The sequence below is a fragment of the Maritimimonas sp. 2205BS37-2 genome (assembly GCF_056591755.1).
In genome coordinates this window covers 935,551-957,905 of record NZ_JBWQOI010000001.1, presented here as the reverse complement: position 1 = coordinate 957,905, position 22,355 = coordinate 935,551, and the positions used below count along the sequence as shown (strand labels likewise).

Here is a 22,355-nt window from a genome sequence, read left to right as displayed (position 1 = left end):
TTGTTCAGGGAGGTCATTCTGCCGTTCACGGGATATTTTTCTTTTATTAACTTGCATAGGATAGTTTTGAAACAAGTTTATAAACTATGGTGATATCAAAAAAAGAATTGATCTTCCAACTGATACTTTTTGTATTGGTCTTTTTATTCTATTCGTTTGATAGGGACAACCCCGGATTTAAAATACATCAGGTTGTTTTTTTTCTGACCTATGTAATTGCCGCTGTGATCATAGGCTATTACTTAATGCCAAGATTTCTATACCGTAAAAAGTATTGGTATTTTTTGGGCTATGTAGTCGTGGTCATTGCAGCACTCATAGTATTAGAGGAACTGGTATTAGAGCAATTATTTTTTCCAGGTACGCGAAGGGCAAGAACATTCCCCGGTGTTTTCTTTACACTTCTGGGCGTACTCCCTGTAATTACGATACTATCAGGGTTTAAGTTTGGATGGGATGCCTTGCAGAAACAAGAACAAATTGAAGAATTGCAAACCTCCGTAGAGGAAAGCGAACTCCAATTTTTGAGATCGCAAATTAATCCACATTTTTTATTTAATAATTTGAACAACCTCTATGCTCATGCCTTAGAGGGCTCTCAAAAGACACCAGAAATTATTCTTGAACTCAGCGGGCTGTTACGCTATATGCTTTATGAGTGTAAAGAGAAGTTTGTACCGCTTCAAAAAGAGATTGAACAATTACATAATTTTATAAAACTCAATAAATTGCAAATCGGAGATCGTGGAACGGTAGATTTTACTACTCGTGGAATATTGCCAATTTATGCTATTGCTCCACTTATACTGATCGTCTTTATAGAAAACGCCTTTAAGCATAGTCAGTCGGGGCAATCGAAAGACATTCAGATTTCTATCGATATGTATATGGAAAATGACATGTTGTATTTCAGGTGTATAAATAACTTTGTAGCTTTTAGGAATTTGGAGACCATCGATGCCGGAATAGGTTTGGAGAATGTGAAGAAGAGATTGGATATGTTGTATCCAGATGCTCATGATTTGACAATTACATCTGATAATGCTAATTATGAAGTTAAATTGTCTATGCGTTTACAAAAAATTACAGATGCATGAAATGTATCATCATTGAAGACCAGCCACCAGCACAACGAGTCCTTAAAAAATACATTGAGGACATTGGATCGTTGGAATTGAAGGGAATATTTTCAGATGCTGTCCAGGCATTAGAATTTTTACGTTCTAATATGGTTGATTTAGTATTTCTGGATATCCATTTGCCGAAATTATCAGGTATTGATTTCTTAAAAACAGTACCGTATACTCCGCACATAATTCTAACAACCGCGTTTTCCGAGTATGCCCTTGAAAGTTATGAATTCAACGTGGTTGACTATTTGTTGAAACCCTTTTCTTTTCAACGCTTTGTTAAAGCTGTATCAAAAATAAAGAAGCAAAGGCCCCATGATAATTTTGCTAAGAGTGATATTGAGACATCAACAGCTTTTAAAAAAGAAATTTATATTAAATCCGGCCATGAATACATCAAAATAGCGATTAATGATGTAATTCATATCTCTTCCGATGTGGACTATACAGAACTAATCACAAAAGGTAAAAAACATCTTTCCACCGAATCATTAAACTATTGGGTGGAGATTTTATCTAATGACTTTTGCCGCATTCATAAATCACATATTGTCAATATGACAAAAATTGAAAAGGTAGTTGGGAATCAAATTTATTTGATTCAGGGAATAAAACTACCTATTGGTAGAGCGTATAAAGAAAATTTTATGAATACCATAATACGATGAAATTATGAAAGAATTACGAAAAGAGGATATCAAACAAGAAGTTTTTGATCTTTATGATGCCTATGCGCATAATAAGATCGGACGTAGAGATTTTATTGAAAAATTAGGAATATATGCTGTTGGAGGAATTACTATAACATCATTAATGAGTTTTTTGATGCCAGATTATAAGAATACATTGCTGGTAGATAGTAATAATCAAGAATTAGATTCAGAATATATTACTTACACATCACCTGGTGGTGGAGGAGATATTAAAGGTTTATTATCTAAGTCTAAGAAATTTAAAGGTAAACTTGGAGGTATCATTGTAGTTCATGAGAATAGAGGTTTGAACCCATATATTGAAGATACAGCGAAACGCGCAGCGCTCGCCGGATTTATTACTTTGGCTCCTGACGCCCTCTCTCCACTTGGTGGCTATCCTGGTAATGATGATGAAGGCAGAACATTGCAGCGACAACGAGATAGAAATGAAATGCTAGCAGATTTTATCGCGGCATTCGAATATTTAAAAAATCATAAAGAGTGTAATGGCAAAGTAGGTGTTGTAGGATTTTGCTTTGGAGGATGGGTTTCAAATATGATGGCTGTTAAGGTCCCTGAGCTCGCTGCTGCCGTTCCGTTTTACGGGGGTCAACCAAAAAAAGAAATAGATAAAATAAAAGCACCTTTGATGCTTCATTTTGCCGCGTTAGATAAAAGGGTAAATGCTGGGTGGCCGGAATATGAGAAAGCTTTAAAGAAATTAGACAAAGAATATGTGGCTTATGAATACTCCGATGTAAATCATGGGTTTCATAATACAAGTACACCTCGCTATGATAAAGAAGCTGCAGAATTGGCTTGGAAGAGGACGATCGAGTTCTTCAAGGAAAAGTTATAATTCCAGTCGATAGCGTCGGAATTATTGTTTTATTAAAATTTCTTAATGCTAAATGACAATAAATAGTCATAAATAAAAAGTGAGCAATTCGGTAAGTAGGAGAGAAGTATTATTTCAAATATTTGTATATCAATTAATTAAAACAAAAGTTCTGTTCCCTCTCTCTCCGCTGAAATTTGGTTCCATTTAAACTCATTTGCCTGTAAATAAAATGTTTACAGGCTTTTTTCATTTTATTTAGTTCGATTTACCTCTATTTGATACGGTAAAAATTGATCAAAAAAGTGAGTAATTCGGTTACCTATTTTGATATTTTCGTTTACTCACCGAATTAGCTATTAATAGTCGTAAATTTTTACTATTAGGACGATCACATTTATAAATATTACCTAATTCATCACTTCAATTAATGAACAAATTATTTTCTTTATAATTCCTCTGTTTTAAATCAAATAATAAAATAATATCGAAAATAATTTGTCGGTTAAATTTATATTTCTATTTTTGGTAAACCAATCTGGTTAACCAATTTAAATAACGAGCTTTTATAACCTTAAAGGTTTTGTTGAAAACAGTTATTACTTTTAAACATATCAACATTTCATATAAAATGAACTTCAAAACAACTTCATCAAAGATTACTCTTAAAATATTATTGGTAAGTACTATCACACTATTGTTTAGTTGTGCTGATATAAATAAAAAGCAAAGGGATCTAAAAAATCATGAGAAATTAGGTAATGCCAACGATATAATACCATTTTTCCAACATTGGAATTTAATCTTAGGTGATGGATCTAATGTAGGCCAAGCAACTAATTTCGAGAATAAGAATTTCTTTTTTACAACTAACGATGGAAAAGATGATTGGGTAGTATTTAAAACCCCTAATGCAGGTAATACCCATGGCACTTCAAACAATACAAGGACTGAACTAGCTCAATTAAAAAAGTGGTCACCAATGACAGATGCTAAAATGAACGCTACTCTTAAAGTAATGAATGTGGCTACTACAGGTGATGCGCGCGTTGCTTCAACTTATTCTGTAGTTGTTGGTCAGATTCATAGTGCAGATGGGCATGAAAACGAACCACTTAAAATATTTTATAAAAAATTTCCTGGCCATACCAAAGGCTCTGTATTTTGGAATTATGAAATCAACACTTCTGGTGATGATAATTCAAGAAGATGGGATTATTCTTATCCTATTTGGGGTTATGATTTTTCTGTTGTTGGTACCGGTGAAAACAATTATCCAATAGAACCAAAAGACGGCATCGCTTTAGGAGAAGAGTTTAGTTATGAAGTGAAAATCAAGGATGGAATCATGCATCTTAAATTTATGAGTGAAGGTCACGAAACCAAAACATTTACCAAAAATTTGATCGCATCTGAGTATGTAAAGCGCTCAGACTTGCCAGATCAAGTCGAGAATTTATTTGTGCCCATAGGTCAAGATGGAGTAGAGCGTGAAAATGCTTATTCTGACGAAGGACTCTTTTTTAAGTTAGGCTGTTATAACCAAACGAACGGTAAAGACCCTAAAGTAAATAAGGTATGGTGTTCAGGAGCTGAAACACATGGTGGCGATATCCAAAAACAATATGAGAACGGAAATTTTGCCGAAGTTTGGTTTAAATCGGCAAGTATCGAAATTAGTGATGATGCGATTTCAAACGAAGGATATTTTGAAGCAAATGACGACTTAAGTAAAAAAACAGTGTATCCGCATGAGGTCATTCCTTTTATGGATAAATTTAAAATTTTAACTGGAGATGGAACTAGTGTGCAAGACCTTACTGAATTTGAAGACAAAAACTTTTTCTATACTGTAATTGATGGTACTAGACGATGGGTTGTTTATAAAACTCCAAATTCCGGAGTTACTTCAAAAAATTCTAGCAATACAAGAACTGAATTGCAAGAAAAAAGAGAATGGACTCCCGAAGAAGGTGGCAAACTTACAGGCACCTGCAAAGTAATGCAAGTATCCGTTTCTGGTGATGCCAGAGTTGCGGCTTCCTACTCAACTGTGGTTGGACAAATACATAGTGGAGAAGGGCATGAAAATGAACCGCTAAAAATATTTTATAAGAAGTTTCCAGGTCATAAGAAAGGATCTGTCTTTTGGAATTATGAAATCAATACCGCAGGTAATGACAATTCTGGGAGATGGGATTTTTCTACTCCAGTTTGGGGATATGATATGTCGGTTATTGGAAAAAGTAAAACAGACTACCCTTCTGAACCTGCTGAAGGTATTGAATTGGGGGAAGAATTTAGTTATGAAGTAAATGTTTACAAGGGTGTTATGTATCTCACATTTAAGTCTGAAGGTCATGAAACGAAAACATTTACTAAAAACCTTATCGAATCTGAATATGTGAATAAGTCAGACCTACCCACTCAAGTGAAAAGATTGTTCGTTCCCATAGGACAAGATGGAACCGAACGCAACATTGCCTATAGTGGAGAATTGAATTATTTTAAGCAAGGAGCCTATAATCAAACAAATGGAAAAAGCCCGGAAACAAATTTAGTTTGGTGTGCAGGGGCTGAAACCTACGGAGGTGATATTGCTAAGCAATACGAAAATGGATGCTATACAGAAGTATGGTTTAGGGAAGCAACAGTAGGCCCTGGAACACCGCCAGAATGAATTGAGTTAAATTGTAAAATAGATTTAATAAAGTTAATAGAATATTATATGAAAACATACGGAGCAAGTAAAGAGTTTGTATTAGATAGTGATTTAGAATGGGAAAAGGTAGGAGAAGGTGTAAAGCGAAAAATTATGACTTTTGATGATAAAATTATGCTTGTCAAAGTTGAGTTTGATGAAGGAGGAATCGGTTATAGACATGAGCATTACCATTCGCAAGTAACCTATGTAGAAAGTGGTGAATTTGAATTTTCTATTGGTGATGAAACTAAACTGGTAAAAGGTGGTGATTCAGTCTATATTCCTCCACATATGTTACACGGTGCTGTTTGCACTAAAAGGGGCGTTTTGATTGATGTGTTTAGCCCAATTCGAGAGGATTTTATGGAAGGTTAGCGATTTTAGTCTATAATTTCCTCTGGGTCTTTAGAGTAATTAATAGGTTGAAAATCAAAAAAATAGTTATTCCATTTTTTTTATTAAAAAAAAATTATATATTTGGAAAACCAATCTGGTAAACCAATTTGGTAAACCAAAAAAAATAACAAATAAAAAAGGACAGGTGCACGCCTATCCTTTAATCTTACTTCTTTGGAGGGAAGTAATAAGCATGTAGTTTACCAAACATGCCTGATACAAAAATAGTAAACAAATTTATATTTTTTGTATTCATTAGTATGTTTTTAAGGAACTACGTAAATACTAATTCAGTTTAACTAAACAATGTATTATGAACTTAAAAACTAAGTTAATTCTTCTAATTATGCTTTTTTCAAGTGCTGCCCTTTTAGCACAACAAAGCTTTTTAGTGAAAGGACAAGTAACTTCAGCATCAGATAACTCTCCAATACCTGGAGCAAATGTTATTATTGCTGGAACTAGTACAGGAACATCAACGGATTTTGATGGTAATTATGAAATTGAAGTAGAAAGTGGTGATATTCTACAATTTTCTTCGGTTGGATATGTAACTCAAAATGTTACTATAACCGACCAAACAACACTCAATATATCTATGATAGAGGATGCAAATCAATTAGATGAGGTTGTTGTTGTTGGTTATGGTACTCGCAAAAAATCACATCTTACGGGAGCAATTGCTAAAGTTGAAGGCAGTAGTGTTGCAGCAATTCAAGCAACTCGTGTGGATGAAGCCTTGGCAGGTAAGTTATCAGGAGTTCTAGTTCAAAATCAAAGTGGCGAACCAGGAGCAGCCCCGAAAATACAAGTTAGGGCGGCTTCTTCAATTTCAGGTGATTCAGGACCGCTCATTGTTGTAGATGGATATCCAATTTCAGGTAGCATAGCGACAGTTAATCCAAATGACATTGAAAGCCTAGAAGTATTAAAAGATGCGGCTTCAGCTGCCATTTATGGCTCGAGAGGGGCAAATGGTGTTATTTTAATCACAACAAAGAAAGGTAGATCTGGCGAACCTCAATTTAGCTATAATGCTTTCGTCAGTTTCTCAAATAAATATCGAGATAATATCTTAAAATCAGGACCTGAATGGGCTGCTATCTCTAGACAAGAGATTGCTGCAGGTAATTGGGACCTTTCCCAAATAGATCCTGATTTCGTAGAATATAGATTAAGAGCTTATGAGAATTCACCTGGTGCTATAAGCCCCGAAGATTGGCTTTTTAGAACAGGTGTTCAGAATAGTCATGATCTTAGCGTTAGAGGAGGCTCAAAGAGTGTTAATTACTTTGCGTCAGTCGGTTATCAAAATACTGAAGGTGTAGCAATTACACAGGGCTTTGAAAGGATCAATGCACGTTTAAATCTTGATGTTACGCTTGGTGAGAAAATAAAGGCTGGTTTAAGCTTTAATGGATTTACATCTGATAGAGATATCCTGGCCCATGACATGCGAGATCTTTTAAGAGCATATGGCGTTCACCCTGTTTATCATACGGCAGAGTCGATTGCATTTGTTCAAGCACTAAATAGTGAAGCCATAAGTTTAGGTCTATCACCTTTTGATAATGGTTATAGAGGGGGTATTGGCCCAACTAGTATCTTCGATTTGATGCCAGGCGATAGGGTAGATGATTGGCATTATGGTAGAGCAAACAATGGTATAGGGGGGTCAGGTGATGCAGGTCCAGCTCAAAAACTTGATAATGCAGATCTATCTCAGAAAACTTACTATGGTAACGTTTCCACATACCTGCAATATGAGATCGTTGATGGTTTAAATATTAAAACTGTCTTCGGTGGAGACCTTAATGATACTCAAGATTTTTACTATCAAGGTTTAGGTGCAGATTCTAGAGCACGTACAACACAAACAGACTTAGATCAGACCGATTTAAAAAGAACTTCAATGTTAGGTGAAACAACTTTGAATTATGCAAAAGTTTTTGGTGATAAGCATGATGTTGCCGCAGTATTGGGTTATGAATTTCAGAACACCTATTTTAAAGGTACAGCATTAAGAGGTACTAATGTTCCCAATAGCGATATCGTTAATTATAATTTATTGGATCCAGAAGATATTGTGGTTTCTGAAAGGGATGAGACAAGAACAAGAAATAGTATATTTGGTAGAGTTCAATATGCCTATGACGACCGTTATTTATTTTCGGCATCATTGAGAAGAGATGGTGATTCTCGTTTTGGAGCTAATGAAAGATACGGAACATTCCCTGCCTTCTCTTTAGGGTGGAATGTGCATAACGAATCTTTTTTCGGGGAAGGTGATACATTTAACTTATTAAAATTAAGATTTAGTACCGGTTCTTTAGGGACTACATCTTTCTTGGGCTCATATGATGCTTTAAGTCTCTTAAATGCAGGGCCAACGGCGGATGGTTTAGGGTTTTTATTACCACTAAACGCTCCAAACCCGAACTTAACTTGGCAAACGAATACCGAGACTAATTATGGTGTTGACCTCGGGTTCCTTAATAACCGTGTCAGATTAAGTGTAGATTACTATACTTCAAACATTGAAGATATGCTACTTAGAAAAACACAATCTATAGTAGCTACTGGTTATAATTCTATTATTGTGAATGGTGGTGATTTGAAGAGTTCTGGTTTAGAACTTGAGTTATCGGCTACTCCGATCCAGACAGAAGATTTTAATTGGAGTTTTAACTTCAATTTGGCAACTGTTGATACAGAAATTACAGATTTAGTTGATGTAGACGAATTACCTCAAATACAATATGGGCAAAGTGGTAGAGGCCCTGTATTTAGAAATTATGTTGGGGGAGAAATTGGTGAAATGTGGGGATTACAAACCATTGGTGAGGTAGAGATGAGATTTTTAGAAGACCCAACAAGACATCCCAACAATACATCTGGTGAATCCTATGTAGTAGATCAGAATGGAGATGGTGTAATTAATAGTGATGACTATGTTAAAATAGGACAAGCAACTCCAGATTTTTATTGGGGGCTAAGTAGTAACCTGAGTTATAAAGATTTTGACTTGTCGATGCAATGGCAAGGATCTCATGGAGCAGAAGTCTATAATATTGATCCACTTTACTATGAATCACAATGGTCTGGAAGACTGGTAGATAGTTTTGATGTTAATGATGATGGTATTGCTGATCACAATGGTGAGCATTATATTGGGAATAGACGACAAACTGATCATGGCATCCAAGATGCATCTTACGTAGCGTTACGTAATTTGACCTTAGGATATACTCTTAAACCAGAATGGATAAGCAAAATTGGAATAAAATCTGCTAGGGTCTATGGAGCTGCAACTAATTTATTGTATTTATATGGCGATGATTATACTTCTTATAACCCAGAAGGTATTGAAACTACTAATACCGGTTATGCAGGACCAACAACTTACGGAGTGCAAGTAGGTGCAAGCCCGATAGTAAGAAGTTTTACGTTTGGTATAAATGTTAATTTTTAAAAGAAGAAAAATGAAAAAAATATTTTTATTTATAGCGGCATTGTTATTCACCACTGCTTGTAACAACGATTTAGATCAATTTCCACCTAATATTGCTACATCAGATTCTTTGACAGATTTTGAAGGTGTTTTAAATGCTGCATACTTTTACCAGTTAGGTACAGTGACACCATTAGCGGTGATGGGAGACTTTAGAGCAGATAATGCTTTAATGTTTGAAGAACCGTATCCTTCATTTGATAGATACAATAGTGATTTATTAGATATGATAGATCAATTTTTTGAACCCTTTTACATAGCGAATTATAGATCAATTTTAAGTGCGAATAATGTTATAGTAAATTCATCAATTGCATCTCAAGTTGGTGAGGCAAAGTTTTTAAGAGCCTTATCTTATTTTAAGTTAGTAAAAGTTTTTGGAGCGGTACCTATAAATTTAGATCCGCCGGTAGTTAATGAAGATACTTCTCAATTGATAAGACAGCCCGTGATTGACGTATATAATAATGTTATTATACCAGACTTACAGGACGCCATTGCTGCTCTCAACAATTCTGGATCCAAAGGGCGTGCATCTCAAATTGCAGCACAAGCTCTTCTGGGGAAGGTTTATATGCAAATTGGTGATTTTGGTAATGCGGAAACATATTTAGCTGCCGTTGTAAATGGAGCAGCAGCAGCAGGCGTTAGCCTACAATCCAATTTTGCCGACATTTTTGGTAGTGAAAATGATTTAAATTCAGAAATTATTTATGCAACTCAAATGTCTGCTTCCATTACTGATGAATATGGGTTTACTGAATTTACGGGATGGTTTATTGGAAATGATTCTAAGGCCTTTGAACCGTTAGATTCGGATTTAACAGCCGCTTTTGACGCAAGTCCCGGAGACTTAAGAAGAGCATTAACTATTGATGAGGTAAATATGAGAAGTGTAAAATATGGATCAGAAAACCCTGATCAGGACTTTATTGAAATACGTTTAGCTGATATTATTTTACTATATGCGGAAGCATTTAATGAAAATGGTAATACATCTTCGGCATTAGTTGAGTTAAATAAGATTAGAACAAGAGCTGGTTTAGCTGATTATTCAGGAGCTTCAACACAAACTGCCGTTAGGCAAGCTATTCAAGATGAAAGAAGACTAGAATTAGCTTTTGAAGGACAAAGATGGTTTGATTTAGTAAGAACGGGTACGGTAGATTCGGAAATGGGAGAAACAATAAATGCAAATTATCATTTATTTCCTTTACCAATCTCGGAAATTCTTGCAAGTGATGGTGTTATTACACAAAATCCTGGTTATTAGTGTTTTCTGAGTAAGATTGCTATAATGAATATACAATTTAGATTATTAAATAGAATTCGTTTAATCTAAATTAGAGAATATAATATTTGAGTTAGTTAGTTTCTTTATTGGATTTTACTGGCATATAGTGCCAGTAAGATTCGATAAATCTAAACTAGGTTGACATTAGATTTTTTATTAAATTTAACATAGTGTATCTGGTTAACCAGTTCTTTAACAAAATAATTAGCAAATGAAGATTGAAATACTTACGAAAAATGATAACCATTCTATTCAGAATCAGATTATATCTCAAATACGAGAATTAATCAATTATAAGAACCTAGAACCTGGGGATAAACTACCTTCAGAAAGAATGCTATCGGAAAAATTTGGAGTTACTCGAAGTAATGTGAGAGAAGCTATTCAGAAATTAGAATTTTTTGGTTTACTGAAATCTATTCCTCAGAGCGGAACTTTTGTTGCTAATATAGGAGTAATTGCATTAAATGGTATGATTGAGGATATTTTGAGGTTGGAGGATCCTGATTTTAAATCATTAGTTGAAACGAGAATATTACTGGAGTTAAAGACAGTAAGATTAGCAGCTATAAGAAGAACGGAAGAAGATTTAGTTAATATAAAGGAAGCTTTAGACGCTTACAGGGAAAAGGTGCTGCGTGGAGATGATGCTGTGCAAGAAGATTTGTTGTTTCATTTAGCCATAGCTAAGGCCAGTCATAATGTAACCATGAATACATTTATGTTAACAATAACACCTGAAATTATCACAAATTTTGAGAAGTATCATGTTTGTGATAAGAATCAAGCGGTTTTGGGTATTCAGGAACATACGGATATTTATGAAGCTATAAAAAATCAAAATCCGTCTTTGGCAAAGGAAAAAATGAAGATTCATTTTAAAATATTATACCAATATTGTTATAGTAGCCAATGAGTATGAGACAATTAAATTGCACGATTTAATGTCCAAAAGAAATATTAAATTAACTATAGGAGGGAAGTAGTAATACACTGACACATTATTTTATACATTATTCCTTTTGTTAGTGCTGCTTTGTGTAGACGCTTACTTCTTTGTGCAGTTTAGCATGACTCCTGAATACTTTGAAATCTATGAAAATTAAAGGATTACGTTGGTACATAATTGGCTTAGTTTGTCTTGCTACCATAATTAATTATATTGACAGATCGGCATTAGGAATTATGTGGCCAGCTATGAGCGCTGATCTTGGTTTGACTGAGCAGGATTATGCTTGGGTTATTAATATTTTTACTATAACCTATGCCGCAGGTAAATTTATTTCAGGTAAAGTATATGATAAAGTTGGAACTAAAATAGGTTTTGTATTATCAATCTTCTTTTGGTCTCTTGCCTCGGTATTACATTTCTTTGCTAAAGGAGCAACATCACTAGGAATTTTCAGAGGACTTTTAGGTGTTGCCGAAGCAGGAAACTGGCCAGGTGCAGTAAAAAATAATGCTGAATGGTTCCCAATTAAAGAAAGAGCTGTAGCTCAAGGTATATTTAATGCAGGTGCCGCAATAGGATCAATTGTGGCGGCACCTACAGTTGCAGAATTATTTGGTGTCTATGGATGGAGGGTGACTTTCATTATTATTGGTGTTATTGGTTTTATATGGATTATTCCTTGGTTAATTATTAATAAGAAAAAACCAAAACTACACCCTTGGATAACAGCAGAAGAAAAAGAGCATATAATATCAGGTAGATTAGAAGGTAGAGAAGATTCTGAAACTGATGAAAGTTTGAGTGTTATGCAAATTCTTTCGATGAAGGAATCTTGGGGAGTAATTGCTGCACGCTTCTTTATAGAACCAATATGGTGGTTATTCGTATTCTGGATGCCTATTTATTTATTCAAAGAATTTGGGTTTAATGTAAAAGAGATTGGCTATTATGCCTGGTTTCCTTATGTAGGAGCAGCAATAGGTAGTATTGCAGGAGGGTGGTACGCAAAAAAATTAATGAATAAGTACAGTCTTGACAAATCACGTAAAAAAGTAATATTAATAGGGACTATAATTATAGTTATTTCAATAATTGGAGCAATATTATTTGCTGATACACCAGAGAAATTTGTGGGATTTGTCTTTGTAGTATTATTTGGCTTTCAGTTTTCGATTAGTAATATTCAAACAATTCCAAGTGATTTACTAAGTGGTAAATCTGTAGGGACATTGGCTGGATTAGGAGGAAGCATTGGTGCTGTTTCCGTAATAATCATGAACTGGTTAATTCCCATAATAACTACAAAATCATATACACCAGCATTTATTATACTGGCAATTTTGGCACCACTTGCTATTTTGTCAATTTATGCTTTAATAAAAGAAATAAAACCTATAGAAAATAAAATTATCAATTAGAAAAATATTATGCAAAAATCAAATGGAAAAATAGCTGTAGTTACAGGTGCGACTGGGGGAATAGGTTTTCAAGTAGCAAAAAGATTAGGTAAAGATGGTTATACTGTAGTCTTAAACGGTATAGAAGATGAAGCTGGAGCTAAGAGGCTTGAAGAGTTAACTAAAGGAGGAATTACTGCTGAATACTATGGGTTTGATGTTACAGACGAAAGAGCTGTCACGTCAAATATTAACAACATTGGTCAAAAGTATGGTAAAATTGATGTCCTTGTAAATAATGCCGGTGGCTTAGGTGGGAGATCTAGATTTGAAGATATGACTACTGATTTTTATAGAAAAGTGATGGCATTGAATTTAGATTCTACGTTTTTTGCTTCTAGGGCAGCCATCCCATATTTAAAAAAAGGGAATAATGCCTCAATTATTAACTATACCTCAAATGCGGGATGGAATGCTGGAGGTCCCGGAGCAGGTATTTATGGAACTTCAAAAGCAGGAGTTCATGCTATAACAAGAGCATTAGCAAAAGATCTTGCTGAATACGGAATAAGAGTAAATGCTGTATCGCCGGGTACAATTGATACACCATTCCATGCTCAGATTAAATCAACCAAGCCAGAAGTGTTTGCCTCTTGGAAAAATAATATTATGCTAGGAAGACTTGGTCAACCTCAAGAAGTAGCATCTGTTGTTTCATTCTTAGCCAGTGACGATGCAGCTTTTATTACAGCTGAAACTATACAAGTAGGAGGAGGACAAGCTCTAGGAATATAACCCTCAAGATAAATTAAGCTATCGTAGAACTAAAATTTTTAAAATGAGTAATTTAAAAGGAAAAATAGCAGTAGTAACTGGAGGTTCAAGAGATATTGGAAGAGCGATATCTATTAAACTTGCTAAACAAGGTGCAAAGGTAGTCGTTAACTATTATAATTCTGAATCTGGAGCTAAAGATACTGTTGAAGAAATAAAATCATTGGGTGGTGTAGCTATAGCGGTTAAAGCTGATGTGTCAAAAATAGATGAGATTAAGCATCTAAAGACTAAGACGATTGAGGAATTTGGAAGTAGAGTTAATATTTTAGTTAATAACGCAGGTGGTCTTTTCGCACGAAAAACGCTGCAAGAATTTGATGAAGCCTTTTATAATTTGGTTATGGAAGTCAACTTTAAATCCACTGTTTTTGTATCTCAAATTTTTGAACCATTAATGGTTAAGGGTTCTACAATAATTAATATATCGTCTCAAGCTGCAAGAGATGGTGGTGGTGGTGGTTCTGCTTTGTACGCTTCTTCCAAAGGAGCTGTAACAACATTTTCAAGAGCAATGTCAAAAGAACTTGGACCTAAAGGTATTCGAGTAAATGCAATATGCCCCGGCCTCATTGCAACAAAATTCCATGATGATTTTACCAAAGATGAAATAAGAACTAAAGTTGCTTCAATAACACCCTTGAGAAGAGAGGGATTGGCAGAAGAAGTGGCCGATTTAGTAGTATATTTGGCTTCTGATGAGTCTTCATTTATCAATGGTAATAACATTGATATTAACGGAGGTTTAGCATTTAGTTAATCCAAACTTAATTCAGGGATGAAAAAAGTAGTAACATTTGGAGAAATTATGTTACGCCTTTCTACTGAAAGGCATTTACGTTTTATACAGGCAAAGGCTTTCGCAGCTTCATATGGTGGTGGGGAATTCAATGTAGCAGTATCTTTAGCGAATTACGGAATTTCATCAGAGTTCGTAACACGAATACCAGATAACGAAATAGGCGCTTGTACATTGAAAGAAATGAGGAAACTAAACGTAGCCTCGGAGAATGTTGTTTTGGGAGGTGATCGGTTAGGAATCTATTTTTTAGAAACTGGAGCAGGAACTCGAGGAAGCAATGTTGTTTATGACAGGGCACATAGTGCTATTTCTACAGCGAGCAAAGATGATTTTAATTGGGAATCAATTTTCAGAGAAGCCAGTTGGTTTCACTGGAGTGGAATTACCCCTGCAATATCAGAAAGTGCTGCCGAAGTTTGCCTAGAAGCGGTGAAAACAGCACATAAAATGGGCCTTACAATTTCCTGTGACCTAAATTATCGAGAAAAATTATGGCAATATGGTAAACAACCTAAAGATGTTATGCCTGAACTGTTGCGATATAGTAATATTATTTTAGGAGATATCGATACCGCATATTTTATGTTTGGTGAAAATAAAGTAAGCCCTAACTACCAAGACAAGGTTTCACTTCCAGTACTGTATGATCATATATTTAATAAATGCTCTAATTTAAAAACCATAGCGACCACATTGCGTTATTCAATAAGTGCATCGCATCAACGTATTGGAGGGATTTTGTTTGATGGACGAACAGTTTATGATGCTGCAATAAAAGAAGTAACACCGGTAGTTGATCGCGTTGGTAGCGGTGATGCCTTTATGGGTGGGCTTATCTATGGACTTATGGAGTATCAAGAAGACAAACAAAAAGCTTTAGATTTTGCTGTTGCTGCCTGCTGTTTAAAGCATACAATTTCGGGAGATTATAATTTAGTATCAATTGAAGAGGTAGAAAATATGTTAAGTGGAAATACAACAGGGAAGGTATCACGATAATTAACTAAGAGTATGGCACAATATACAAGAATAGAGGTAGTACGCACAATGATAGAGACTGGGTTAGTACCATTATTTTATCATCAAGATATTGCTATTTGCCGAAAAGTTATAAAGGCCTGCTATGATGGAGGCGCCAGACTGCTCGAATTTACCGCAAGAGGCGATTTTTCCTTTGAAGTATTCTCGGAACTAAATAAATATGCACTCAATGAGTTGCCGGGAATGATGCTTGGAATAGGATCGATTACAGATGCTTCGGCCGCTTCGTTATATCTTCAAATGGGAGCCAATTTTGTGGTCACACCTTCATTGAGAGAAGACATAGCTCTGGTATGCAATCGTAGAAAAGTAATTTATGCGCCCGGTTGTGGTTCGCTATCTGAAATTAATAGGGCAGAAGAACTTGGCTGTGAAATTATTAAACTTTTCCCTGGATCAACCTATGGGCCAGAATTTGTAAAGGCAATAAAAGGTCCTCAACCTTGGACAAGCATTATGCCTACAGGAGGAGTTAGTACTGAAGAATGCAATTTAAGAGCTTGGTTTGACGCTGGTGTTACATGTGTTGGCATGGGTTCCAAATTAATAAGTAAAGAGATACTTGTTAGTGAAGATTTTGATGGCCTGGAGAAAAAAGTTGAAAAGACTCTCAAGCTCATAAAAGAGATTCGCTAGTTAATTTTTACATACAATGTTAAAGTTGTTTAGCTTTTGCTCAATTTTTTCAGATATTATTTGAAATGAATTTTTCAAAATCTTCCAATGAGTTTAAATGAAAAAAAAGTAATCTATATAGTTGGAGTCTCGGGCTCGGGTAAAAGTACTATTGGAAAATTATTATCAAAAGCACTGAATTTTCCCTTTTTTGATGGGGATGATTATCATCCGGAGGCAAATATCAAAAAGATGAAAAGTGGGAATCCACTAAATGATGATGATAGATATAATTGGTTACTACAGTTAAATAAGCTCGCTAAAAAGCAATTAAAAAAAACGAGTTGTATCATTGCTTGTTCAGCTTTAAAAGAACATTACAGAAAGCTTTTAATTAATGGTATTGAATCACAAACCAAGTGGGTATTTCTTTCGGGTTCTAAAAGTCTAATTATGGAAAGACTTGAGGATCGAAAAGATCATTTTATGCCTACCAATCTTCTGCAATCCCAGTTTGATATATTAGAAATTCCAGAAAATTCTACCAATATAGATGTTGAACTCCTGCCAGAAGATATAGTCAATAAAATAATGAAAGAGTTAGAACACAAATCTGAATTCGGGTTGTTAGGTCTTGGTGTAATGGGAAAAAGTTTGAGTAGAAATTTAGCCGATAAAGGGTTTAAACTGTCAATTTTCAATAGACATTTAGAGGGTTTAGAAGAAAATGTTGCAGCTGATTTTATTACTCAACACGAAGAGTTGTCAACTGTATTACCATTCGACGACTTAGGCAAGTTTATAAATTCTCTTCAAAAGCCTAGAAAAATCTTAATAATGATAACTTCAGGCAGTATCCTAGATACTATAATTACAGATATTTTGCCTTATTTATCGCCAGGAGATATTTTAATTGATGGTGGGAATTCAAACTATTTAAATACAATAAAACGTTGTCAAAAACTAAAATTACATAATATTCATTTAATAGGAGCAGGCGTTTCGGGAGGTGAAAAAGGAGCATTAAATGGACCATCAATAATGCCTGGAGGCAGCCCAACTGCATATCGAATCGTTGAGCCATATTTGACTGCTATTGCTGCCAAAGACAGCAGTAAGTTACCATGTTGTTCTTATCTTGGAAGGGATGGAAGTGGTCATTTTATTAAGATGGTTCACAATGGTATCGAGTACGTGGAGATGCAATTATTAGCAGAGGTTTTTAGTATACTATCTGCAAGTGGTAAAAATCCAAGTCAGGCTGCAGATATTTTTGAGTCATGGCAAAATGAAGCTAATAGTTATTTATTAGGAATTACCATAAATATTTTGAGAAAGAAAGATGATGGTGACTGGGTTATCAATAAAATTTTAGATAAATCTGGTAATAAAGGCACAGGAAATTGGGCAACCAAGGCTAGTTTACAATTAGGAACACCAAGTACACTTATCGCTTCAGCATTATATGCGCGTTATACTTCTAATATTAAAGAAGGGAGAATAGAATTAAATAGAATTTTTAGAAATGAAAGTAAAAATGAATTACTTAAAGATGTTCAGATAGACGACCTTCTAAAAGCCTATCAATTTGCTAGAATCATTAATCATTTTCAAGGATTTTATTTAATTGAGGAAGGTTCTAAGTATTACGATTGGAATCTGAACTTAAGTGAAATAGCCAGAATATGGACAGCAGGATGTATTATCAAATCTGACCTTATGGTAAACATAACTAACGTCTTAAAATCACATACTAATATCCTGAAAGATGAAATATTAAATCAACAGTTAAAGAGTTACAAGCCATCAGCTAACAAAATTATTTCACTATGTATTCTTAATGAACTATCAATTTCTTGTTTAAGTGAATCAGTTAATTTTTTTAATGCCTTAACATCGGAATATTCACCTGCAAACATAGTTCAAGCTCAGCGAGATTATTTTGGTTCTCATAGATATCAAAGAGTAAATGATCCTAGTGGAAAATTTTATCACACCGAGTGGGAACCATCAACTTAGTAAACTACTAAATAAATGTCAGAAGAAAAGAAGTCGTTCATAAAAAAGATTATTGCTCTAGTATTAAGTTTTGGGCCAGGAATTTTTGCCATTGGGTATACTATCGGCACTGGTAGTGTAACTTCAATGATCGTAGCTGGTAGTACTTATGGGATGCAACTCTTGTGGGTGTTATTACTTAGTTGTTTTTTCTCTGGAATTCTTATATATGTCTACGGTAATTATACATTGATTACTGGTGAAACAGCTTTATATGCCTTTAAAAAGAACCTGAAATGGGGTAAAGTCATGGCTATATTGATTATAATAGGAATTGCTTTTGGCCAATGGAATTCACTAATGGGTATAATGGGCATCTCAGCCAATATTATTTATGAAATATTTGCAATTTATTTTCCAAATATTACTCAGTTTAAATACGAAGCTGTGATAATTATTGCAGTGATGGTAACTGCTATATTTTATGGTTTACTTCTAATTGGCAAATACACTTTTTTTGAAAAGATACTGGTTGTTTTTGTTACCATGATGGGGCTTTCTTTCCTAATATCACTTTTTTTGGTATATCCTTTGCCGTCAGATGTAGTAAAAGGGCTTTTACCAACTATTCCTAAAGTTCAGGGAGGAAAAATGCTTGTTGCGGCATTTGTAGGCACAACCATGGCTGCTGCAACTTTTTTATCACGTCCACTTTTTGTTAAAGGTAAAGGTTGGACAATTAAAAATTTGAAGACACAGAAAAAAGATGCCATAGTAGCTGCAATTTTGGTTTTTGTCATAAGTAGTGGAATAATGGCTGTGGCGACTGGCGCACTTTTTTATGACGGTAAACCGGTAACACAAGTTTTGGATATGGTAAATACCTTGGAACCAGTAGCTGGTAAATTTGCACTGACTCTTTTCTTTTTTGGAACATTGAGCGCAGGACTATCTTCAATTTTCCCTATTTTATTAATAGTGCCAATATTAATTGCAGATTATCAATCTGGAAAATTAGACACCAGTTCTAAACAGTTTAAGATAATTACTGCTTTTGCCTGTTTATTTGCTTTGATCGTTCCAGTATTTGGATCAAATCCTGTTGAGATGCAAATTTTATCACAAGTTTTCAATGTTTTTATTTTGCCTCTAGTGATTATTGGAGTAATGCTATTAATCAACAATAAAAATTTGATGCAAGGATATAAAACAAGTTTGTGGATTAATCTAGGTCTCACAGCTGCATTGTTCTTTTCTCTCATAATTTCCTATAATGGAATAATCGCCTTGATGTCTTACTTCTAAATAGAAAGAAATAGGGTTAAATAAAAAGTGAATAGTTCGGTGAGTAGGAGAGAAGTGATTTTGTAATATGTTGATATATAATTATTTATAAGTTCTGTTCCCTCTTTTTCCGCTGAAATTTGGCTCCATTTGAACTCATTTGCCTGTAAATAAAATGTTTACAGGCTTTTTTCATTTTATTTGGTTCTACTTATACACGAGATATTCTTGGTAACTTGATTGAATTATCTCATTATATGAATTGTTAATACATTAGACTAAGACATTTTTTCTTAATCAATCTTATTTCTCGCTACTAATTATAAGATAACCATTTGGAATTTCAACACCTTTGAATCCATTTGTCAGTCCATAAAAAATCAAAATAGAAATGATTAATCCAACGTATAGAATCATTTTTGATTGGACATTAGGTGAAAATCCAAAAACTGGTCTTTTCATGTTCTGATTATGAATAGAGGCTATATGCCCAAAAAAAGAAAATAGGGCCAATCCATAATATGGGATAAAAAATAGGTTTAACGGAAATGTATTTAGTCCAGCAACTCCAAAATAGAAATTCGTATCAAGTTGCAGAACAATTCTCCCAATCATAACCGCCGCAATATGGAATACCAGGAAAAATGCTAAATATAAACCTGACCAGATTTGTAATTTTTCAAAGAATTTATTTACAGTTTTTCGTTTTCTTAAAAACAGTTTAAGTCCCGTGCTGATTTGCAGAGCTACCACGATTAAAAGAAACACTTCAACAATTAGATTTCTATAAACTACACGCAATGAATTCATCAATTCAATATGATAGGTGGCACCAAAAACACTCAAGAGGTGATTAAGTAAATGTAATCCAATAAAAATGGTTAAGATTATACCTGATATATAATGTATTCTTTTAGTTCTAACGTACATCAACCTATGCTTTACTGTTTTTTTAAACTATAGATATTCAACATTTGTTTTTGCGTGTACTTTTTCGGCATATTTTTTAGCATAAAATTTCTCAAACCACTTCCGTATTTTAGAATAGCTATTTTTGATGTTTTTCTTGATAGATTAACTAATTTTTGAACTTTAAATTTTCGAGCATTATAAAAGTCTGCAAAGGCTACTGTTTCCTTTTCTGAATTGCAAATTGCGTGTGCTAGATAAAAGGCGTCCTCAATAGCTTGTGCACCTCCTTGCCCCAGGTCAGGTGTCATACTATGAGCTGCGTCTCCGATAAGGCAGATATTACTTTTGTGCCATTTCTCTAACAATTCTAAGTCATTTAGGTCTGTTCTAATGATTTTATCTGCTTTAGTATCGCTTATTACTTTAGAAACTATAGGATGGAAGCCGTTAAACATTTCAATTAACTCCTGTTTTAAATCTTCGGAATCATCTTTAAGGTTTGGTTCACTTAACTTAACTGCAAACCAATACAATTGATCTTTTGAAATTTTGGAAACGCCGAATTGAAGCATTTTACCCCAAAGTGTGAATCCTGTATGTGCTAATGTAGAACCAATATCATAATTTGAAACCCCTCTCCAACAGGTTTGACCTGAATATCTGATTTTGCTTTCCGGAAATACTTGTTTCCGAACTTTTGAGTTAATGCCATCTGCTCCAATGATATATTTGGTAGAAAATTTAGAACCATCAGTAAATGCTATGTCGAATAATTCATCCATAGAGGTTGTATACTTCTGAAACTCTTTACCTAGTTCTATATTCTCCTTATTTACAAATTCATACAATATTTGCTGGAGCTCTCCTCTGTGTATGGCAACCGTGCTATACCCAAAGTGGTTTTTTACAAAGGATTGGTCTGAATCTGAAATAGGTTTTAGTTTGTGATCAGCAACCAAAATTCTATCCAATTCATTGCCTGCATGCTGAATTTTTGTCAATAATTTGGGAGATATCCATTCAAATACTTGAAGCGCATTTGGAGATAACCAAATACCCGCTCCCACAGCGTCAATACCTTCAGCCTTTTCAAATAGCTTGTAAGAGATCCCTAATTTTTTAAAAGCTAAAGCAGTTGTTAATCCACCAATTCCTCCTCCTATTATTGATATTCTATTCGCCACCATGTTATTTTAATCTATCAAATAATATTGAAGTTTCAACAAATTTTCTATGCTCTCTACTGGTTAGTTTTTCCAACAAATCAAATGACGCTAAATAACTTACCAAACTACCATTTGAAGAAATAAATTTTCCGTCGTGAACCACCGAGATTTTACTATCATCAGCTACCAATAAGTTAGGATAACTTGATTGCAAGGATTCTCCACCACCACAATAGGTAACAATCTCTTTTCCATTTGCAATTCCAGATTCACCTATTAAGAATGCTCCTGCGCAATGGCTTGCTATATGTTCAGTTGTTTTGTTTTGTTCTTTCACAAAATCAACTAATTTTTTGTCAGATGTTTGGTCCATTGGATTGTAGGAACTCGGCACTACCAAGACTTTTAAATTTGGAATGCTATCCGTTAAGTAGTCTGGTATTATTTTCAACCCATGTGCACTTTTATATGTTTTGTTTTCTGTTGCTATTGTTATAACATTGAAAAGGTGTTTTCCTCCAATATCTTGATTTGAAAATACATCCAAGGGAGCTACAACTTCGTTAATTATTACGCCTTCAAATATTAATATTCCAATCGTTGGCAAGTTGTGATCTATAGTTTTCTTTATCATTTTTCCTTGTTTTAAAGGGGTGGTAACACTTGTTTTTTCAGAACTATTTTTTGGATGTTTAGAGCATCCAATAATCAAGAGTGCTATTACTGATAATAAGATTGCTTTTTTCATTTTAAATGATGTATATTTTTAGTTATATAATGTATTGA

At 34.4% G+C, this 22,355-nt stretch carries 18 protein-coding genes; 15 read left to right on the top strand and 3 right to left on the bottom strand.

The genetic code is table 11. The annotated features are described in order from the left end of the window. The first annotated feature begins 86 nt into the window (after nucleotides 1–86). From AC1EUU_RS04550 to AC1EUU_RS04480, 15 genes are all read left to right on the top strand, one after another. Nucleotides 87–1,097, top strand: coding sequence for a sensor histidine kinase (locus AC1EUU_RS04550; RefSeq protein WP_480200193.1), 1,011 nt, complete (start codon nucleotides 87–89; stop codon nucleotides 1,095–1,097). After that, nucleotides 1,094–1,798: a LytR/AlgR family response regulator transcription factor gene (locus AC1EUU_RS04545; protein ID WP_480200192.1), complete on the top strand. Its 705-nt coding sequence runs from the start codon at nucleotides 1,094–1,096 to the stop codon at nucleotides 1,796–1,798. Before AC1EUU_RS04550 ends, AC1EUU_RS04545 begins: the two co-directional genes overlap by 4 nt. Nucleotides 1,799–1,802: 4 nt before the next feature. Next, complete coding sequence (locus AC1EUU_RS04540) at nucleotides 1,803–2,684, top strand: dienelactone hydrolase family protein (RefSeq protein ID WP_480200191.1); 882 nt, start codon at nucleotides 1,803–1,805, stop codon at nucleotides 2,682–2,684. 610 nt (nucleotides 2,685–3,294) lie between these two features. Next, the gene (locus AC1EUU_RS04535; RefSeq protein WP_480200190.1) at nucleotides 3,295–5,343 is read left to right on the top strand and encodes a polysaccharide lyase family 7 protein; all 2,049 of its coding nucleotides are present in this window, start codon (nucleotides 3,295–3,297) and stop codon (nucleotides 5,341–5,343) included. Nucleotides 5,344–5,391: 48 nt separating this feature from the next. Then, nucleotides 5,392–5,742, top strand: coding sequence for a cupin domain-containing protein (locus AC1EUU_RS04530; protein ID WP_480200189.1), 351 nt, complete (start codon nucleotides 5,392–5,394; stop codon nucleotides 5,740–5,742). Between the two features lie 334 nt (nucleotides 5,743–6,076). Continuing rightward, nucleotides 6,077–9,235, top strand: a complete 3,159-nt coding sequence (locus AC1EUU_RS04525; protein WP_480200188.1) for a SusC/RagA family TonB-linked outer membrane protein — start codon at nucleotides 6,077–6,079, stop codon at nucleotides 9,233–9,235. A gap of 10 nt (nucleotides 9,236–9,245) precedes the next feature. Continuing rightward, nucleotides 9,246–10,547, top strand: coding sequence for a RagB/SusD family nutrient uptake outer membrane protein (locus AC1EUU_RS04520; protein ID WP_480200187.1), 1,302 nt, complete (start codon nucleotides 9,246–9,248; stop codon nucleotides 10,545–10,547). Between the two features lie 232 nt (nucleotides 10,548–10,779). Beyond that, a complete protein-coding gene (locus AC1EUU_RS04515) occupies nucleotides 10,780–11,484 on the top strand; it encodes a FadR/GntR family transcriptional regulator (protein ID WP_480200186.1) in 705 nt (234 codons plus the stop codon). Between the two features lie 179 nt (nucleotides 11,485–11,663). Further along, entirely contained in the window at nucleotides 11,664–12,938 is a 1,275-nt protein-coding gene (locus tag AC1EUU_RS04510) for an MFS transporter (protein ID WP_480200185.1), read from the top strand. Between the two features lie 9 nt (nucleotides 12,939–12,947). Continuing rightward, nucleotides 12,948–13,712 (top strand): SDR family NAD(P)-dependent oxidoreductase, encoded by a 765-nt coding sequence (locus AC1EUU_RS04505; protein WP_480200184.1) that lies wholly within the window; start codon nucleotides 12,948–12,950, stop codon nucleotides 13,710–13,712. A gap of 43 nt (nucleotides 13,713–13,755) precedes the next feature. Beyond that, nucleotides 13,756–14,511, top strand: a complete 756-nt coding sequence (locus AC1EUU_RS04500) for an SDR family NAD(P)-dependent oxidoreductase (RefSeq protein ID WP_480200183.1) — start codon at nucleotides 13,756–13,758, stop codon at nucleotides 14,509–14,511. An 18-nt stretch (nucleotides 14,512–14,529) separates the two neighbouring features. Then, nucleotides 14,530–15,552: a PfkB family carbohydrate kinase gene (locus AC1EUU_RS04495; protein ID WP_480200182.1), complete on the top strand. Its 1,023-nt coding sequence runs from the start codon at nucleotides 14,530–14,532 to the stop codon at nucleotides 15,550–15,552. A 12-nt stretch (nucleotides 15,553–15,564) separates the two neighbouring features. Further along, on the top strand, nucleotides 15,565–16,230 hold the full coding sequence (locus AC1EUU_RS04490) for a bifunctional 4-hydroxy-2-oxoglutarate aldolase/2-dehydro-3-deoxy-phosphogluconate aldolase (RefSeq protein ID WP_480200181.1): 666 nt from the start codon (nucleotides 15,565–15,567) through the stop codon (nucleotides 16,228–16,230). A gap of 87 nt (nucleotides 16,231–16,317) precedes the next feature. Beyond that, nucleotides 16,318–18,228 (top strand): NADP-dependent phosphogluconate dehydrogenase, encoded by a 1,911-nt coding sequence (gndA, locus tag AC1EUU_RS04485; RefSeq protein ID WP_480200180.1) that lies wholly within the window; start codon nucleotides 16,318–16,320, stop codon nucleotides 18,226–18,228. A gap of 15 nt (nucleotides 18,229–18,243) precedes the next feature. Beyond that, entirely contained in the window at nucleotides 18,244–19,512 is a 1,269-nt protein-coding gene (locus AC1EUU_RS04480) for an Nramp family divalent metal transporter (RefSeq protein WP_480200179.1), read from the top strand. A 282-nt stretch (nucleotides 19,513–19,794) separates the two neighbouring features. Here the strand turns inward: AC1EUU_RS04480 and AC1EUU_RS04475 are convergent, their stop codons facing one another. From AC1EUU_RS04475 to AC1EUU_RS04465, 3 genes are read right to left on the bottom strand one after another with little or no spacing between them, the layout of a single operon-like run. Next, nucleotides 19,795–20,421 carry a succinate dehydrogenase/fumarate reductase transmembrane subunit gene (locus tag AC1EUU_RS04475; protein WP_480200178.1) on the bottom strand — a complete coding sequence of 209 codons (627 nt, stop codon included), beginning with the start codon at nucleotides 20,419–20,421 and terminating at the stop codon, nucleotides 19,795–19,797. 11 nt (nucleotides 20,422–20,432) lie between these two features. Then, on the bottom strand, nucleotides 20,433–21,587 hold the full coding sequence (locus AC1EUU_RS04470) for an FAD-dependent monooxygenase (RefSeq protein ID WP_480200177.1): 1,155 nt from the start codon (nucleotides 21,585–21,587) through the stop codon (nucleotides 20,433–20,435). A 4-nt stretch (nucleotides 21,588–21,591) separates the two neighbouring features. Further along, nucleotides 21,592–22,317 (bottom strand): DJ-1/PfpI family protein, encoded by a 726-nt coding sequence (locus AC1EUU_RS04465; RefSeq protein ID WP_480200176.1) that lies wholly within the window; start codon nucleotides 22,315–22,317, stop codon nucleotides 21,592–21,594. Nucleotides 22,318–22,355: the final 38 nt, after the last annotated feature.

Coding starts and splice junctions, on each gene's coding strand:
- AC1EUU_RS04520 (WP_480200187.1), top strand. CDS start 9,246: ATGAAAAAAATATTTTTATTTATAGCGGCATTGTTATTCACCACTGCT.
- AC1EUU_RS04545 (WP_480200192.1), top strand. CDS start 1,094: ATGAAATGTATCATCATTGAAGACCAGCCACCAGCACAACGAGTCCTT.
- AC1EUU_RS04475 (WP_480200178.1), bottom strand. CDS start 20,421: ATGTACGTTAGAACTAAAAGAATACATTATATATCAGGTATAATCTTA.
- AC1EUU_RS04515 (WP_480200186.1), top strand. CDS start 10,780: ATGAAGATTGAAATACTTACGAAAAATGATAACCATTCTATTCAGAAT.
- AC1EUU_RS04505 (WP_480200184.1), top strand. CDS start 12,948: ATGCAAAAATCAAATGGAAAAATAGCTGTAGTTACAGGTGCGACTGGG.
- AC1EUU_RS04480 (WP_480200179.1), top strand. CDS start 18,244: ATGTCAGAAGAAAAGAAGTCGTTCATAAAAAAGATTATTGCTCTAGTA.
- AC1EUU_RS04490 (WP_480200181.1), top strand. CDS start 15,565: ATGGCACAATATACAAGAATAGAGGTAGTACGCACAATGATAGAGACT.
- AC1EUU_RS04540 (WP_480200191.1), top strand. CDS start 1,803: ATGAAAGAATTACGAAAAGAGGATATCAAACAAGAAGTTTTTGATCTT.
- gndA (WP_480200180.1), top strand. CDS start 16,318: ATGAGTTTAAATGAAAAAAAAGTAATCTATATAGTTGGAGTCTCGGGC.
- AC1EUU_RS04530 (WP_480200189.1), top strand. CDS start 5,392: ATGAAAACATACGGAGCAAGTAAAGAGTTTGTATTAGATAGTGATTTA.
- AC1EUU_RS04510 (WP_480200185.1), top strand. CDS start 11,664: ATGAAAATTAAAGGATTACGTTGGTACATAATTGGCTTAGTTTGTCTT.
- AC1EUU_RS04495 (WP_480200182.1), top strand. CDS start 14,530: ATGAAAAAAGTAGTAACATTTGGAGAAATTATGTTACGCCTTTCTACT.
- AC1EUU_RS04525 (WP_480200188.1), top strand. CDS start 6,077: ATGAACTTAAAAACTAAGTTAATTCTTCTAATTATGCTTTTTTCAAGT.
- AC1EUU_RS04550 (WP_480200193.1), top strand. CDS start 87: ATGGTGATATCAAAAAAAGAATTGATCTTCCAACTGATACTTTTTGTA.
- AC1EUU_RS04500 (WP_480200183.1), top strand. CDS start 13,756: ATGAGTAATTTAAAAGGAAAAATAGCAGTAGTAACTGGAGGTTCAAGA.
- AC1EUU_RS04465 (WP_480200176.1), bottom strand. CDS start 22,317: ATGAAAAAAGCAATCTTATTATCAGTAATAGCACTCTTGATTATTGGA.
- AC1EUU_RS04535 (WP_480200190.1), top strand. CDS start 3,295: ATGAACTTCAAAACAACTTCATCAAAGATTACTCTTAAAATATTATTG.